Below are 14,000 nucleotides of genomic sequence, written 5' to 3'. Positions count from 1 at the left end.
CCTGCCGACGCCCGTCTCGTCCTGCGCGGCGGGGCGGGCGTCAGTAGGTCGCCTCGATGACCAGGTCGTCGATGAACGGCTGGAAGTCCGAGGCGTCCACCTCGTCGAAGGAACCGTCGGCGCAGAGCGTCATGGTCACCAGCGCGAAGTCGCCGCTGCGGTGGGCGATGATCTCGCCCGCGACCCCGTCGCCGCCCCGCAGCTCGGCCCGCGCGACCTTGCTCGACATCGTGCCCTCGACGTTGCTCCGGACCGGGAACATCTCGGTGCCGCGCTCGGCGACCTGCAGGCCGCCGGACACGCTCTCCCCGAGCCGGGTGGCGTAGTCGTCGAGCACCTCGTCCTGCGTGGGCGAGGGGTCCGAGCCCAGGCCGGCCGGCTGGAACAGTGTGAGCAGACAGCGTTCCGTGACCTGCCACTGCGCCTCGCCGTCCCCGGTCTCCAGCTGGCGCCACGAGCCGGGGACCTCGCCGACGCCCCAGGTGACGTCCTCGGGATCGTCGGAGATGACACCCGCGAGTCCCTCCTCGTCGAGCGAGTCAGTCGCGGACGGCGAGGGAGACGGCTCGGCACCGCCCTCGTCGCCACCGCACGCCACGAGCACCAGCACCATCGCCACCACGAGGCCCCCGAGGGCGTACCGGTTCATGAGCCGTGTCTACCACGCCCCGGCCCCCTCGACACCGGGATACGGCCGTCGAGGCGGTCGGGCGCTCGTCTGTAGGGTGACGGCATGCCAGAGGCCCCCCGCAGACCGCTGCCGGTGACGATGGCCTGCTTCTTCGTCATCTTCAGCTCCGTGCTCATCGTGGTCAACCTGGCCAGTGCTCTCTCCCAGTGGGGCTCCCTGGACATGCAGGAGAGCCTGCGTGACATGTTGGCGACCGAGCCGCTGGCATCGATGGACATCGCGATGGACGACCTGCTCGGCCTCCTGGAGATCCTCGCCCAGGTCGTGATCGTCCTGGCGATCGCCGCGGGCGTGTTCGCCGTCTACGTCATCCGGGGTCACGAGCCCTCGCGCTGGATCCTCAGCGGCATGCTGGTGCTCGCCGGAGTGATGTTCGCCGCGACGGGCCTGGTCGGGATCCTTCCGGGGGTCATGGCCTTCGTCGCCGCCGCGGTCCTGTGGACCCAGGACTCGCGCCAGTGGTTCGCTGCCAAGAACGGCCGCCCGCCCGTGCAGGCCAGGACCCGGGGCGGGGCGGCAGCCCGACCTGATCCGTTCGCCACGGCCACGGCGCCACCCGAGGCGTCAGCGCCGGTGCATCCGTCGACGTCACCGCACCCTGCGCAACCGGCGCCGTCCCACCAAGGCGTTGCGCAGCAGCCCGGGGCCACGGGGCCGCCTCCCGTCGATCCCGCCCGTCGCCCGCGGCCGGTCACCGTCGCCGTCTGGGTGGCCGGTGCCTCCTCGGCGGCTGTGGCCGGGCTGTGTGGGCTCGGTCTGCTGGCCGTCCTCGTGGGTGGCGACCTGTACCGAGAGGCCCTCGAGCAGCCCGGTTTCCTGCAGGACTACCTGAGCTCCTCGGGCTGGTCCGCCGAAGGTTTCCTGACCTTCATGCAGGCCGCCTTCGGGGGCTTCCTCGTGCTGGGGCTGGTCGGTCTCGCCGTGGCGCTCTGGGCGCGCACGGGTCACCCTGTGGCGCGCGGCGCTCTCGTGGCGATGAGCATCCTGACCCTCGTCGTGTCGGTGGTGGCCACGCTCGGCTTCATCCCGTTCAACCTGCTGACGGGCGCCGCCGCCATCGTCGTGCTGGTGCAGCTGCGCAACCCGCTGGCTCGCGCCTGGTTCGCCCGTTCCACGGCCTGAGCCGGAGAACGCTCTGCACGGACGACGGAGCCGGCCCCGGGGCCCGCGGCCCGTCGTGAGGGGCGTCACGCGAGTAGCATTTGGGGCATGGCAAGCACAACTGCTCCGACGCGGAACCGCCCGCACGTCGTCATCGTCGGCGGCGGCTTCGGCGGTCTCGCCGCCGTCCGCAAGCTCAAGCGCGCCGACGTCGACATCACCCTGATCGACCGGCACACGTACAACACCTTCCAGCCGCTGCTGTACCAGGTCGCGACCGCGAGCCTGAACCCCGGCGACATCACGTGGTTCCTGCGCGCCATCCGAGCCAAGCAGACCAACGTGCGCTTCGTGAAGGGGATCGTCACCCACGTCGACCACGCCAGCAAGACGCTCAGCCTGCACGGTGACATCTCGGTGACCTACGACCACGTCATCTTCGCCAACGGCGTCACGACCAACTACTTCGGCACCCCAGGGGCCGAGGAGCACGGAGTCCCGCTCTACAAGCGCTCCGACGCCCTCAAGGTCCGCGACCGGATGTTCGCCAACCTCGAGGAGTTCGCGATCAACGGCCAGGAGTCCGACCTGCGCCTCGTCGTCGTCGGCGGTGGCGCGACGGGTGTGGAGACGGCCGGCGCGTTCGCGGAGTTCCGCAACAACGACATGCCCACGACCTACCCCGAGCTGGACCGCGGGCGCATCCACATCACGCTGCTGGAGATGGCGCCGCACGTCCTGGGGCCCTTCGACGAGAAGCTGCGCGACTACGCCCGGCGCTCCCTGGAGAAGCGCGAGGTCGACCTGCGACTGAACACTGCCGTCAAAGAGGTCCGCGAGGACGGCGTCCTGGTGGAGCACGACGGCCACGAGGAGTTCCTGGAGGCCGGCATCGTCGTGTGGGCCACGGGTGTCACCGCGCACCCGACGGTGCTCGACTGGGACGTCCCGCAGGGCCGTGGCGGCCGGATCGAGGTCGACGAGCACCAGCGGGTCAAGGACCGTGACGGTGCCTTCGCCATCGGCGACATCTCCATCGGTCCCGACGCGCTGCCGCAGCTCGCCCAGCCGGCGATCCAGGGTGGCAAGCACGTCGCCAAGGTCATCAAGGCCGACCTCAAGGGCACGACGGTCAAGCCGTTCAAGTACTCCGACAAGGGCACGATGGCCACGATCGGCAAGGCCTCCGCGGTCGCCGAGATCGCCCACCTGCCGAAGCTCAAGGGCTTCCTGGCCTGGATCATCTGGGTGGGGCTGCACATCGCGACGCTGCTGGGCAACCGCAACCGGCTCGCCACGATGATCAACCTGAGCAGCAAGTACCTCTTCAGCGGCAGCCACAACGCCATCGTCGGGGAGACGCCCTACGTCGTCTCCAAGCACAAGGTGACCATCACGCCGCTGGAGAAGCAGCGAGCCGAACGCCGCATCCTGGAGCGACGAGCCGCATCGCGCTCGTCCTCGCGCGAGCGGCAGTCCAGCAAGCGGCCCGGGCTGGCGGACTAGATCACGTGTCCTCAGGGCGGGGCAGGCTCCCGGCGGCCTCGACGAGCGAGGGTCCGTACCAGGTGAGGAGCCGTCCGGACACGAGCGCGGTCGGCGCCGCCGTGAAGGCCTCCGGCCCGTCGTCGGCGGTGAAGACGTAGGGCTCGTCGGGCAGCAGGACGAGGTCGACGGCCGCGGTGTCGATGTCAGGGACGTCGACGTGGGGGTACCGGTCGTCCTCTGCTCCACCGCCACCGTCAGGTGCGAAGGCGTTGCGCCAGCCCAGGCGGCGCAGCAGATCCGTCGTGAAGGTGCGCGGTCCGACGACCATCCACGGGTCGCGCCAGATCGGCACCGCGACGGTGCCCCGCAACGGGGCCGGCCGTGACCACGCCATCTCGGCCTCGCCGAGCCATGCCGGCTCCTGCCAGCCCAGTGCGTGGGTGAAGAGTCGCCGCATGGAGGTGAACGCCTCGTCGAGCGTCTCGATGCGCGTGACCCACACGGCGACGCCGGCCTCGCGCAGCCGCCGGACGTCCAGCTCGCGGTTCTCCTCCTGGTTGGCGATGACGAGGTCCGGCTCGAGCGCCATGATGGCCGCCCGGTCGGGGTTCTTGGTCCCGCGGACCCGCGGCACGTCGAGGTCGGCTGGGTGGGTGCACCACTCGGTTGCACCCACGAGCGCCTCCGGACGCGTGAGTGCGATCGCCTCGGTGAGCGACGGCACCAGTGAGACGACCCGTCCAGCCGCCCGGGGCACCGCCACGTCGTGACCGAGGTCGTCGGGCGTGGCGTCCCGGGTCGTCATCGCCGGCGCACGCCCATCGCGCCGCACACGGGTGCGGCCCAGGAGCCGGTCGTCGCGGCGATCTCGGCATCGAGGACGGCAGCGATGTCGTCGGGGAACGGTGCCGGACGGCGTTCGGACATGTCGACGTGGACCAGCGTCGACTCGAAGATGCAGGCGAGGCGATCGCGGGTGTCGTCGACCACGAAGGCCATCTCGTGCAGCACCTTGTCGGAGCGCTCGAGCAGCCGTACGTGCACCGTGAGCTGGTCGCCCAGGCGCAGCTCGTTCAGGTAGGTGATGTGGTGCTCGGCGGTGAACGTGCTGAGGCCACGCTCGTCGATGTAGGCCTGACCCAGGCCTAGAGCGATCGCTCGGTGCCACAGGCCGGTCGCCGCTTCCTCGAAGTAGCGACCGATGTTCATGTGGTCGTTCTCGTCGATGTAGCTCTCGGGGACGGTCGTCGTCCGTGAGGCGGGCAGCTCGCGGACCTGGTCGACGCTGGGGAACTCACTCACCCCGCGACCCTACCCGGGGCCGGTCCGACGTCGGCGCGCGAGACAATTCCCCCATGAGCACATCTTCCGACGTCGTCTGGCAGGCCAGCGGTGACTACTCCGACATCCGCTACGAGACCAGCGAGGACGGCCTCGCCAAGATCACGATCGACCGGCCCGAGGTGCACAACGCCTTCCGGCCGCAGACCATCATCGAGATCTCGACCGCACTGAACGTGGCCCGCGAGGACGAGTCGGTCGGTGTCATCATCCTCACCGGCGCGGGAGACAAGGCGTTCTGCTCCGGCGGTGACCAGCGGGTGCGCGGAGACAGCGGCTACAAGACCGACGAGGACGCCGTGGGCCGCTTCCACGTCACGGACCTGCACGTGCAGATGCGCCGCACGCCCAAGCCGATCGTGGCGATGGTGGCCGGCTGGGCCATCGGTGGCGGACACGTGCTGCACTTGGTGGCCGACCTGACCATCGCGGCCGACAATGCTCGCTTCGGCCAGGTCGGGCCCAAGGTGGGCTCGTTCGACGGCGGCTTCGGTGCCAGCATCCTGGCCGATCTCGTCGGGCCCAAGAAGGCCAAGGAGATCTGGTTCATGTGCCGCCAGTACGACGCTGCCGAGGCGATGGACATGGGCCTGGTCAACACCGTCGTGCCGTTGGAGCAGCTTGAGACCGAGACCGTGCAGTGGTGCCGGGAGATGATGCAGCTCTCACCGTTCGCGCTGCGTCTGCTCAAGGCCAGCTTCCACGCCCACGAGGACGGCTACGCCGGCATCCAGCAGCTGGCACACGACACGAACCTGCTCTTCTACGGCAACCCCGAGGCCCAGGAGGGGCGGGACGCGTACAAGGAGAAGCGCACCCCCGACTTCGAGCAGTTCCCCCGGCGCGCCTGAGTCGGCGCACCGGGGTCTGCTCCAAGGGGTCTGCTCCCGGCGTCAGCCCCGCTCGTCGCGCGGCGGGACGGTTCCCTCAAACGGGTCGGTCGGAGGTGTCGTCGTCCCACGATGCGACCCGCCCGCGGCGAGGTCCTCGTCGTGGAGGGGGCGGTCGGTGGTCTCGTCGAGGAACAGCTCGTCGGACGGCTCGCTGACCGGGGACCCGGCCGGCTCGTGGGTCGCGGGGGAGACGTTGCCGCCGGCCTCCGGTGCCAGGCCCTCGGGCGAGCGCGTGCGGTCGACGGGCGGCTCACCGTGCGTGGCGGGGCCGTCGTGGTCGGTTCCGCGGTGGGTGTCCGGGCCGGGGGTCGGCGTGACCGGCGGCGTGTGTCGGTCGGTGCCGGCGTGGGTCGCGGGGCCGTCGTGGTCGGTTCCGCGGTGGGTGTCCGGGCCGGGGCTCGGGGTGACCGGGGGTGTGTGTCGGTCGGTGTCGCCGTGGGTCGCGGGGCCGTCGTGGTCGGTGCCGCGGTGGGTGTCCGGGCCGGGGCTCGGGGTGACCGGGGCGGTGCGGCGGTCCTTGTCGGGCGTGCCGACGTCGGGATCGATGCGGTCGGCCTCGGCGAGACGGTGCTCGGCGGCGGACTCGGCCCGTGCGGCCTCGCCCTCGAGCTCGGAGGCATGCCCCTCGAGCCGGTCGGCCTCGAGCCTGGCCTGGTCGGCGTCGGCTCGTGCGGTCATGGCGCCGGCCTCCGTGCGCCGGGCGTCGACCTCGACCTCCCGCGCCTCGTGACGCAGCTCCCCGGCTCGTTCCCGGTTCTCGGCCGTGCGCCGAGCCTTGTTGGCCGCGGCGCGCTGACGTGCGAGCACGGCGAGCACACCGAGCACGACCAGGATGGCAATGACGGTGACGACGATGATGATGATGGTGGTTCCGGACATGTCCTGCTCCCTCCGGGAGCCGGGCGACGCCGGTCGGCGTGGCAGGACTCCCTGATCATTCGTACCGCAGGTGCCGGACGAACGCCTCCCGAGCGGTCGGGAGGCCGATCAGCTCGAGATGACGCTGGTGCCTCGACGTCGGGGTCGATCCGGCCGAACACCTCACTCGCGCGCCCAGATCGGTGCCTCAGCAACCCAAAGATCGCACATTCGGTTGCTCACGCACCGACCTCCCGCGCCACGGGGCTCATGGGCGTGATTCCGTTGCTCACGCACCGATCCGGCTGCGGGTTGGCACTCAGACGTTGCGGCGGTACTGGCCGCCCACCTCGAAGAACGCCTCCGTGACCTGCTGCAGCGAGCACACGCGGGCAGCGTCCATCAGGACGGCGAACACGTTGTCACCGGACGTCGCGGCCTGCTTGAGACGGGCGAGCGCCTCCTCGGCCTCGCTGCGGTGCGACTCCTGGAAGGCGCGGACCCGGCGCAGCTGGGAGGTCTTCTCCTCCTCCGTCGCGCGCGCCAGCTGCACCTCGGGCGGCTCCTGGTCGGACTCCGGGGCGACGAAGGTGTTCACGCCGACGAGGGGCAGGGACCCGTCGTGCTTGCGCTGCTCGTAGAGCATCGACTCGTCCTGGATGCGACCGCGCTGGTAGCCGGTCTCCATCGCGCCGAGCACCCCGCCACGCTCGCTGATGGCGTCGAACTCACGCAGCACCGCCTCCTCCACGAGGTCCGTGAGCTCGTCAGTGAGGAACGCGCCCTGCGTGGGGTTCTCGTTCATCGCGATGCCCCACTCGCGGTTGATGATCAGCTGGATCGCCATCGCGCGACGCACCGAGTGGTCGGTCGGTGTGGTCACGGCCTCGTCGTAGGCGTTGGTGTGCAGGCTGTTGGCGTTGTCGTAGATGGCGATGAGTGCCTGCAGCGTGGTGCGGATGTCGTTGAAGTCCATCTCCTGCGCGTGCAGGGACCGCCCCGACGTCTGCACGTGGTACTTCAGCTTCTGGCTCCGCTCGTTGGCGCCGTACTTCTCCCGCATGGCGACGGCCCAGATGCGCCGGGCCACGCGGCCGAGCACGGAGTACTCCGGGTCCATCCCGTTGGAGAAGAAGAAGGACAGGTTCGGCGCGAAGTCGTCGATGTCCATCCCGCGGGCGAGGTAGGCCTCGACGTAGGTGAACCCGTTCGCGAGCGTGAACGCGAGCTGGCTGATGGGGTTCGCCCCAGCCTCGGCGATGTGGTAGCCCGAGATCGACACGGAGTAGAAGTTGCGGACCCCCTGCTCGATGAACCACTCCTGGATGTCGGCCATCATCCGCAGGGAGAACTCGGTGGAGAACAGGCAGGTGTTCTGTCCCTGGTCCTCCTTGAGGATGTCGGCCTGCACCGTGCCGCGGACCTGCTGCAACGTCAGGGCACGCAGCTCGGCGCGCTCACCCACGTCGGGCTCGCGGCCCTGCTCGGTCGCGAAGCGCTCGATCTGCTGGTCGATGGCGGTGTTGAGGTAGAAGGCCAGGACGGTCGGGGCCGGTCCGTTGATCGTCATCGAGACCGACGTCATCGGTGACTTGAGGTCGAAGCCCCCGTACAGGGCCTTCATGTCGTCCAGGGTCGCGACGGAGACGCCGGACGTGCCCACCTTGCCGTAGACGTCGGGGCGCTCGTCGGGGTCTCGGCCGTAGAGCGTGACGGAGTCGAACGCCGTCGAGAGCCGGTCGGCCTCGCCGTCGGCGGAGAGCAGCTTGAAGCGGCGGTTCGTGCGGAAGGGGTCGCCCTCGCCGGCGAACATGCGGGCCGGGTCCTCGCCGTCTCGCTTGAACTTGAAGACGCCGGCGGTGAACGGGAAGAACCCGGGAAGGTTCTCCCGGCGCCAGAAGGAGACGAGGTCGCCGTGGTCGGTGAGGCGGGGCAGGCTCACGCGGGGGATCCTGGAGCCCGAGAGCGACTCGCGGGTCAGCTGCGTGTGGATCTCGCGGTCGCGCACCATGACGACCTGCTCGTCACCGGAGTAGGACTCCACCACCGAGGGCCACCCCTCGATCTGCTCGGCGACCTCACGCGGGAGGTCGCGACGTGCCGAGGCCGCGAGCTCGGCGAGCTGCTCGTCGTCGGGCAGCTCGGCGGCAACGGCCTCGAGGCGTTGCGCGCGACGCGCCTGCTCGCCGAGACGGTCGGTGGTGTCGTGGTACTCGCGGACGGTCTCGGTCACCTCGGCGAGGTAGCGCGAGCGCTCGGCCGGCAGGACGTGGGCGATGCGGGTGGAGAACCGGCTGTCCACGGGGTCGAGCACGCCGTCGGCCACGGCCAGGCCGTCCTCGCGCAGGGTGTCCCTGATGCGCTGGTAGAGCGCAGTGACGCCGTCGTCGTTGAAGGTGGCGGCCGACGTGCCGAAGACCGGCATGTCCTCGGGCTTGGACCCGAAGGCCTCCCGGTTGCGGACCAGCTGGCGCCCCACGTCGCGCAGGGCGTCGGCGGCACCGCGCTTCTCGAACTTGTTCACCGCGACGACGTCGGCGAAGTCGAGCATGTCGATCTTCTCCAGCTGCGACGCCGCACCGAACTCCGGCGTCATGACGTAGAGCGAGCGGTCGACGAACGGCACGATCGCCGCGTCGCCCTGCCCGATGCCGGGGGTCTCGACGATGACGAGGTCGAACGACGCGGCACGCAGCAGCGCGATGACGTCGCCCAGGTGCTCGGGGACCTCGTGCGCCCCGCGGGTGGCGAGGGAGCGGAAGTAGGTGACGCCCGGGTCGAGGGAGTTCATCCGGATCCGGTCGCCGAGCAGGGCGCCGCCGCCCTTGCGCCGGGTCGGGTCGACGGCGAGCACCGCGACGCGCAGCTTGTCCTGCTGGTCGGTGCGGAAGCGGCGCACCAGCTCGTCGGTGAGCGAGCTCTTGCCGGATCCTCCGGTGCCGGTGATGCCCAGGACGGGGGTGCCGGACGCCTCGGCCAGCTCGCGCAGCCGGTTGAGGTCGGCCTCGGGCAGCCGGCCCGTCTCCACGCCGGTGATGCTGCGGGCCAGGGCCGACCGCTCGCCGGCGAGGACGGCGTCGAGCGTCGCGGTGCTCCAGAGGTCTGTGCCTTCTTGCGACCAGAGGTCTGTGCCTTCTTGCGACCAGAGGTCGACGTCGCAGTCGGCGATGATCGTGTTGATCATGCCGGCGAGACCGAGGCGCTGGCCGTCCTCGGGGGAGAAGATCCGGACGCCGGCCTCCCGCAGGCGGGCCACCTCGGCCGGGACGATGACGCCGCCACCGCCGCCGTAGACCTTCACGTGCCCGGCTCCCTGCTCGGCGAGCGACTGCACGAGGTACTCGAAGTACTCCACGTGGCCGCCCTGGTAGGAGCTCACGGCGATGCCCTGGACGTCCTCCTCGACGGCGGCGTCGACGACCTCCGCGACCGAGCGGTTGTGGCCGAGGTGCACGACCTCGGCGCCCTGGCTCTGCAGGATGCGCCGCATGATGTTGATGCTGGCGTCGTGGCCGTCGAACAGGGCCGAGGCGGTGACGAGGCGGACGGGGTGCTGGGGGACGTGCAGGTCGGTCATGACTTCCTCACATGGTGGTAGGACGCACGATAGTCGGAAGCCCAACTAAAGGACAGACCCTCGACGAGGAATCGGGACTCGGGAGTTGGCGTGCGAGGGCGGTGGGAGGCATCGTGCTTCATGGTGGCGCGCCGCGACCCGGGTGCGCCAGCCCGCGGCGTCCCCGTCCGGGACGCCGTGCCGCGTGCGCGCCCGAGCCGCCGCCGCGTCGGGCAGTCAGTAGGCTCCCGACATGCCCTTGGACTTCGACCCGCTCGAGCGCGCCGGTGAGCTGTGGGAGAAGCACGTCGGTGAGGCCAGCGCGATGCGGCTCGCGACGTCGATCATGCGCGTGCAGCAGATCCTCAGCCAGCGCCTCGATGCCGCGCTCCGGCCCCACGGCATCACCTTCGCCCGCTTCGAGGTGCTGCGGCTGATCTCCTTCAGCCGCGAGGGGCATCTCCCGCTGAGCAAGATCGGCGAGCGACTCATGGTGCACCCGACCTCCGTCACCAACCTCGTGGACCGGCTCGAGTCGCAGCAGCTCGTGCAGCGCCGGACCGACCCGACAGACCGCCGGCGCACCTTCGCGGCCCTCACGCCCCAGGGTCAGCAAGTCCTCGACGCCGCGACCGACGCGCTCATGGACATCGACTTCGCCGTCGGCGAGCTGGTCCCCGATCAGCGCGAGGACGCCTACGCGCTGCTGCGACTGCTCCGGGAGCCCGACTTCCGGGCCTGACGCTCAGCGATCGGGTGACTCCTCGCCCGGCCGGACGGAGTACCGCTCGGCGAAGGAGATCTCGACCGCCTGCAGCTTCCCCACCTCCAGGCATGAGCTGCGTACGGACACCGTCTGCTCCGAGGGACCGATCACGACCTCATAGGTGCTGGGCCCGTTGCTGCCGGAGACGACGCGACCGTCGTCGGAGTCGGCCAGGGTCGTGTCCAGGCCCTCCGCCCGTAGTGCGCGCACCAGGCTGTCGGTCGTGGCGGCGGTGTTGCCCACTGCGGCGTCGAAGGTCGAGTCCACCTGGTGCCGGGCGGTGGTCCGGTCCTCGCAGCGGCGGGCATCGGCCACGCCCCGGAGCTCCGAGGTCGGCAGCCGCAGGGCATCGCCGGTCGCCTCCAGCACCGAGCGAGCCAGGTCGTCGGTCGTGAGGCGGTACCGCTCGGGATTCACCCGGTCCGGTGCGGGACCGCAGGCCACGAGAGCGACGCAGACCGTGGCGACCAGGGTCGCCGTCCTCGGGCGCACGAGCTCAGCCTCGCAGGAGGGCCGCGTCCAACGTGGTCTCCGGCACTCCGAGACCCTCGACGATGGTCAACAGGTGCGGCCGGAGCTTCTCCAGCTGTTCGTTGACCAGCGTCGTGACCGTCTTCGCGCGAGCGTCGGAGAGGCGGTTGTGGCCCATGAACCAGGCCAGGTCCTCCTCGATCGTGCTCAGCGCGTAGAGGGTGCAGATCTCGCGCAGCAGGTCCGCGGCCTCCGGGTCCTCGCAGCGGGCGATGCCGGCGGTGAACGCCTCGAGCACGATCCGGTCGATGTGCACGCGGCCGGCCCGGATCACGTGGTCCTGCGCGTTGTTGAAGATCTCGAACGCCTCGGCGGGCCCGGCGTCGGAGGCGCGCTGCAGGCGGCGGGCGGCCGTCTCCAGGACGTGCTGCTCGCGGTCCTCGAAGAGCTCCAGCTGGGTACCGCGGTCGAGCAGGTCGTGCTCGTCGCTGCTGCCGGGTCGGGCGTCGATGAGCCGCTGGATGAGCTGGGAGGCGGCCGTGCGCTCCTTGACGACGTCGGTGACGGTTCCGGCCACGAAGCGCACCATGCCGAGGGGGTCCAGCCCGCCGATCTCGGCCGCGTACCCCGTGAGCAGCTCCTTGGCCACCAGCTGGAGCATGACGTGGTTGTCGCCCTCAAACGTGGTGAACACGTCGATGTCGCCCCGCAGCGTCGAGATGCGGTTCTCGGCGAGGTAGCCCGCGCCGCCGCACATCTCGCGCGACTCCTGCACGGCCCGAGAGGCGTGCCAGGTGAGCACGGCCTTCAGGCCGGCGGCGCGTCCCTCGAGCTCGCGCTGCTGCTGGGCGGTGTCGTTCGTGAGGGGCTCGTCGCTGCGTTGCAGGCGGTCCATCCGGGCGGTCTGCTGGTTCTGGGCGAAGCGGTAGGCGTAGGCACGGGCGAGCAACGGCAGCAGTCGGCGCTGGTGCATCCGGTAGTCGGCCAGCAGCACCTCCTCGCCCTCGGGGCCGAACTGACGACGCTTGAGCGCATACCGGCCGGCGATGCTGAGTGCGACCTCCGAGGCCGCCAGCGCGGAGCCGCCGACGCTGATGCGGCCGCGGATCAGCGTGCCGAGCATGGTGAAGAACCGCTTGCCCTCGTCGTCGATGGGTGAGGAGTACGCGCCACCCTCGTCGACCTGTCCGTACCGGTTGAGCAGGTTCTCGCGGGGGATGCGCACCTCGTCGAAGGTGATGCGGCCGTTGTCGACGCCGCGCAGGCCGCCCTTGTGGTGGTCGTCGGCGGTGGTGACCCCCGGCATGTCCTCACCGTGCTCGTCGCGGAGAGGGACGAGGAAGCAGTGCACACCGTGCGTCTGGCCGCGGGTGACCAGCTGGGCGAAGACCGCGGCGGTGTCGGCGTGGCAGGCAGCGTTGCCGATGTAGTCCTTGGTGGCGCTCTTGGTGGGGGAGTGGACCACGAACTCCTGCGTCGAGGGGTCGTACGTGGCCGTGGTCTCCAGGCTCTGGACGTCACTGCCGTGGCCGATCTCGGTCATGGCGAAGCAGCCGACCATGTCGAGGTTGATGATCTGCGGGATCAGCGCGTGGTGACGCTCGGTGCCGAGGTTCTCGACCGCGCCGCCGAACAGGCCCCACTGCACCCCGGCCTTGACCATGAGGGAGAGGTCGAACTGCGCCAGCATCTCGATGCCGGTGACGGCCATCCCGGGATCGCCGGTGCCCCCGTGCGACTGCAGGAAGCCGGCGGCCGGCACGCCGGTGGGCACGAGGTCCTTCAGCTGCGCGAACGTTCGCTCGCGGGCCTGTGCGATCGGAAGGTCGTGGTCGAAGGCGAGGTTCATCTCGGCCAGCTCGGTGCGGGACTGCTCCCGCACGTGGCGCCACTTGCCGTCGAGGGCGATGCGGAGGTCGTCGGACAGCGTCATGGCCCCACGCTACTCGGGCGGCGTTCATGGTGCGCGGCGTCCAGACGGGGCGATTGCTAGCCTGCCGTCCCATGCGTTCCCTCCGCCTCGTCGCCGTCGTCGTGCTCGCCGCCACCGCCCTGGCCGGGCCGGCCCTCGCCGCGGAGGGTGAGGAGTGCGGATCCGACGCGGTGACCGTGGTCGTCGACGCCGAGATGGTCGGTGGCGAGCTCGACGCGCGCTGCGTCGACGTGCCCGCCGAAAGCCCCACGATGCTGGCGGCCGTCACCGAGGCCGGCTTCGACGTCGAGGGGACGGCGGAGTTCGGGTCGTCGGTCGTGTGCCGCGTGGACGGAGCCCCCGACGAGTCCAGCGAGCCGTGCGAGGCGATGCCGTCGGCCGACGCCTACTGGACGTCCTGGGTCGGTGCCGACGACGGCTGGGCCTTCGCGCAGGAGGCCGTCGACGCGCAGGAGGTGGCCGCCGGTGACGTCGTCGCGCTGGCCTTCCAGGAGGGTGCCGAGGAGCGGCAGCCCGCCGTGACGCCGCAGGAGGCCGTGGATGCGGCCGAGCCTGCCCCCGCCGAGGGCGCAGCGGGCGACGAGACTGGCACCCCGTGGGTGGGGATCGCCCTGGGTGCGGCCGCCGTGGTCCTGCTGGGGCTGCTCCTGGCCTGGGTTCTCCTGCGCCGTCGCACCACCTGAGTGGACACCGGACCGGGCCGGGGTGCCGGTGTACCGTCGAGGGGCTGTCCCCAACTCCATACCGCCCTGTGCCAGGGGAAGCCGGTGAGAGTCCGGCGCTGACCCGCAACCGTGAGCCACCCAGGTGGCGAGCCGGAGCACCTGCACGGGGTGTGACCACTCCACACTGTCGCGGCTCGCAGGTGGGTCTCCCTCCGGTGAGTCCCGCGTCGTCCCGCG

12 protein-coding genes and 1 riboswitch are annotated in these 14,000 nt (G+C 70.7%); of the genes, 5 read left to right on the top strand and 7 right to left on the bottom strand.

The features are described from left to right. Positions 1–40: 40 nt before the first annotated feature. A complete protein-coding gene (locus ACHAAC_RS07905; RefSeq protein ID WP_435715580.1) occupies positions 41–649 on the bottom strand; it encodes a hypothetical protein in 609 nt (202 codons plus the stop codon). Positions 650–733: 84 nt separating this feature from the next. On the opposite strand from ACHAAC_RS07905, the gene ACHAAC_RS07900 reads away from it, so the two are divergent. Both ACHAAC_RS07900 and ACHAAC_RS07895 read left to right on the top strand, forming a co-directional pair. Next, complete coding sequence (locus ACHAAC_RS07900) at positions 734–1,813, top strand: hypothetical protein (RefSeq protein ID WP_435715579.1); 1,080 nt, start codon at positions 734–736, stop codon at positions 1,811–1,813. An 87-nt stretch (positions 1,814–1,900) separates the two neighbouring features. Further along, positions 1,901–3,298 carry an NAD(P)/FAD-dependent oxidoreductase gene (locus tag ACHAAC_RS07895; protein WP_435715578.1) on the top strand — a complete coding sequence of 466 codons (1,398 nt, stop codon included), beginning with the start codon at positions 1,901–1,903 and terminating at the stop codon, positions 3,296–3,298. A gap of 1 nt (position 3,299) precedes the next feature. Here ACHAAC_RS07895 and ACHAAC_RS07890 read toward each other — a convergent pair whose 3' ends face one another. Continuing rightward, positions 3,300–4,085 (bottom strand): helical backbone metal receptor, encoded by a 786-nt coding sequence (locus tag ACHAAC_RS07890; protein WP_435715577.1) that lies wholly within the window; start codon positions 4,083–4,085, stop codon positions 3,300–3,302. Continuing rightward, positions 4,082–4,582 (bottom strand): thioesterase family protein, encoded by a 501-nt coding sequence (locus tag ACHAAC_RS07885; protein WP_435715576.1) that lies wholly within the window; start codon positions 4,580–4,582, stop codon positions 4,082–4,084. The genes ACHAAC_RS07890 and ACHAAC_RS07885 overlap by 4 nt, the downstream gene beginning before the upstream one ends. Before the next feature lie 53 nt (positions 4,583–4,635). Here ACHAAC_RS07885 and menB point away from each other — a divergent pair, with 53 nt between their 5' ends. Beyond that, the gene (gene menB, locus ACHAAC_RS07880; RefSeq protein WP_435715575.1) at positions 4,636–5,472 is read left to right on the top strand and encodes a 1,4-dihydroxy-2-naphthoyl-CoA synthase; all 837 of its coding nucleotides are present in this window, start codon (positions 4,636–4,638) and stop codon (positions 5,470–5,472) included. Positions 5,473–5,514: 42 nt separating this feature from the next. Here menB and ACHAAC_RS07875 read toward each other — a convergent pair whose 3' ends face one another. Both ACHAAC_RS07875 and icmF read right to left on the bottom strand, forming a co-directional pair. Further along, the gene (locus tag ACHAAC_RS07875) at positions 5,515–6,393 is read right to left on the bottom strand and encodes a hypothetical protein (RefSeq protein ID WP_435715574.1); all 879 of its coding nucleotides are present in this window, start codon (positions 6,391–6,393) and stop codon (positions 5,515–5,517) included. Positions 6,394–6,691: 298 nt separating this feature from the next. Beyond that, complete coding sequence (gene icmF, locus ACHAAC_RS07870; protein ID WP_435715573.1) at positions 6,692–9,949, bottom strand: fused isobutyryl-CoA mutase/GTPase IcmF; 3,258 nt, start codon at positions 9,947–9,949, stop codon at positions 6,692–6,694. A gap of 232 nt (positions 9,950–10,181) precedes the next feature. On the opposite strand from icmF, the gene ACHAAC_RS07865 reads away from it, so the two are divergent. After that, positions 10,182–10,670, top strand: a complete 489-nt coding sequence (locus ACHAAC_RS07865) for a MarR family winged helix-turn-helix transcriptional regulator (RefSeq protein WP_435715572.1) — start codon at positions 10,182–10,184, stop codon at positions 10,668–10,670. A gap of 3 nt (positions 10,671–10,673) precedes the next feature. Here the strand turns inward: ACHAAC_RS07865 and ACHAAC_RS07860 are convergent, their stop codons facing one another. Both ACHAAC_RS07860 and ACHAAC_RS07855 read right to left on the bottom strand, forming a co-directional pair. Then, positions 10,674–11,186, bottom strand: a complete 513-nt coding sequence (locus ACHAAC_RS07860; protein ID WP_435715571.1) for a hypothetical protein — start codon at positions 11,184–11,186, stop codon at positions 10,674–10,676. Positions 11,187–11,190: 4 nt separating this feature from the next. Beyond that, positions 11,191–13,098, bottom strand: coding sequence for an acyl-CoA dehydrogenase family protein (locus ACHAAC_RS07855; protein ID WP_435715570.1), 1,908 nt, complete (start codon positions 13,096–13,098; stop codon positions 11,191–11,193). A gap of 71 nt (positions 13,099–13,169) precedes the next feature. Between ACHAAC_RS07855 and ACHAAC_RS07850 the strand changes: the two genes are divergently transcribed. Further along, positions 13,170–13,781, top strand: coding sequence for a hypothetical protein (locus ACHAAC_RS07850; protein WP_435715569.1), 612 nt, complete (start codon positions 13,170–13,172; stop codon positions 13,779–13,781). 51 nt (positions 13,782–13,832) lie between these two features. Then, positions 13,833–13,944: riboswitch (cobalamin riboswitch) on the top strand. Positions 13,945–14,000: the final 56 nt, after the last annotated feature.

It is taken from the genome of Aeromicrobium sp. CF4.19, assembly GCF_051262555.1.
Lineage (GTDB): Bacteria > Actinomycetota > Actinomycetes > Propionibacteriales > Nocardioidaceae > Aeromicrobium.
The sequence above is the reverse complement of the archived record's forward strand: the minus strand, read 5'-3'. Positions and strand labels throughout refer to the sequence as shown.

Bases quoted from the DNA above. Each gene is read 5' to 3' on its own strand.
- ACHAAC_RS07900 (WP_435715579.1), top strand. From the start codon at position 734: ATGCCAGAGGCCCCCCGCAGACCGCTGCCGGTGACGATGGCCTGCTTC.
- ACHAAC_RS07850 (WP_435715569.1), top strand. From the start codon at position 13,170: ATGCGTTCCCTCCGCCTCGTCGCCGTCGTCGTGCTCGCCGCCACCGCC.
- ACHAAC_RS07875 (WP_435715574.1), bottom strand. From the start codon at position 6,393: ATGTCCGGAACCACCATCATCATCATCGTCGTCACCGTCATTGCCATC.
- ACHAAC_RS07905 (WP_435715580.1), bottom strand. From the start codon at position 649: ATGAACCGGTACGCCCTCGGGGGCCTCGTGGTGGCGATGGTGCTGGTG.
- ACHAAC_RS07865 (WP_435715572.1), top strand. From the start codon at position 10,182: ATGCCCTTGGACTTCGACCCGCTCGAGCGCGCCGGTGAGCTGTGGGAG.
- ACHAAC_RS07895 (WP_435715578.1), top strand. From the start codon at position 1,901: ATGGCAAGCACAACTGCTCCGACGCGGAACCGCCCGCACGTCGTCATC.
- ACHAAC_RS07890 (WP_435715577.1), bottom strand. From the start codon at position 4,085: ATGACGACCCGGGACGCCACGCCCGACGACCTCGGTCACGACGTGGCG.
- icmF (WP_435715573.1), bottom strand. From the start codon at position 9,949: ATGACCGACCTGCACGTCCCCCAGCACCCCGTCCGCCTCGTCACCGCC.
- ACHAAC_RS07855 (WP_435715570.1), bottom strand. From the start codon at position 13,098: ATGACGCTGTCCGACGACCTCCGCATCGCCCTCGACGGCAAGTGGCGC.
- menB (WP_435715575.1), top strand. From the start codon at position 4,636: ATGAGCACATCTTCCGACGTCGTCTGGCAGGCCAGCGGTGACTACTCC.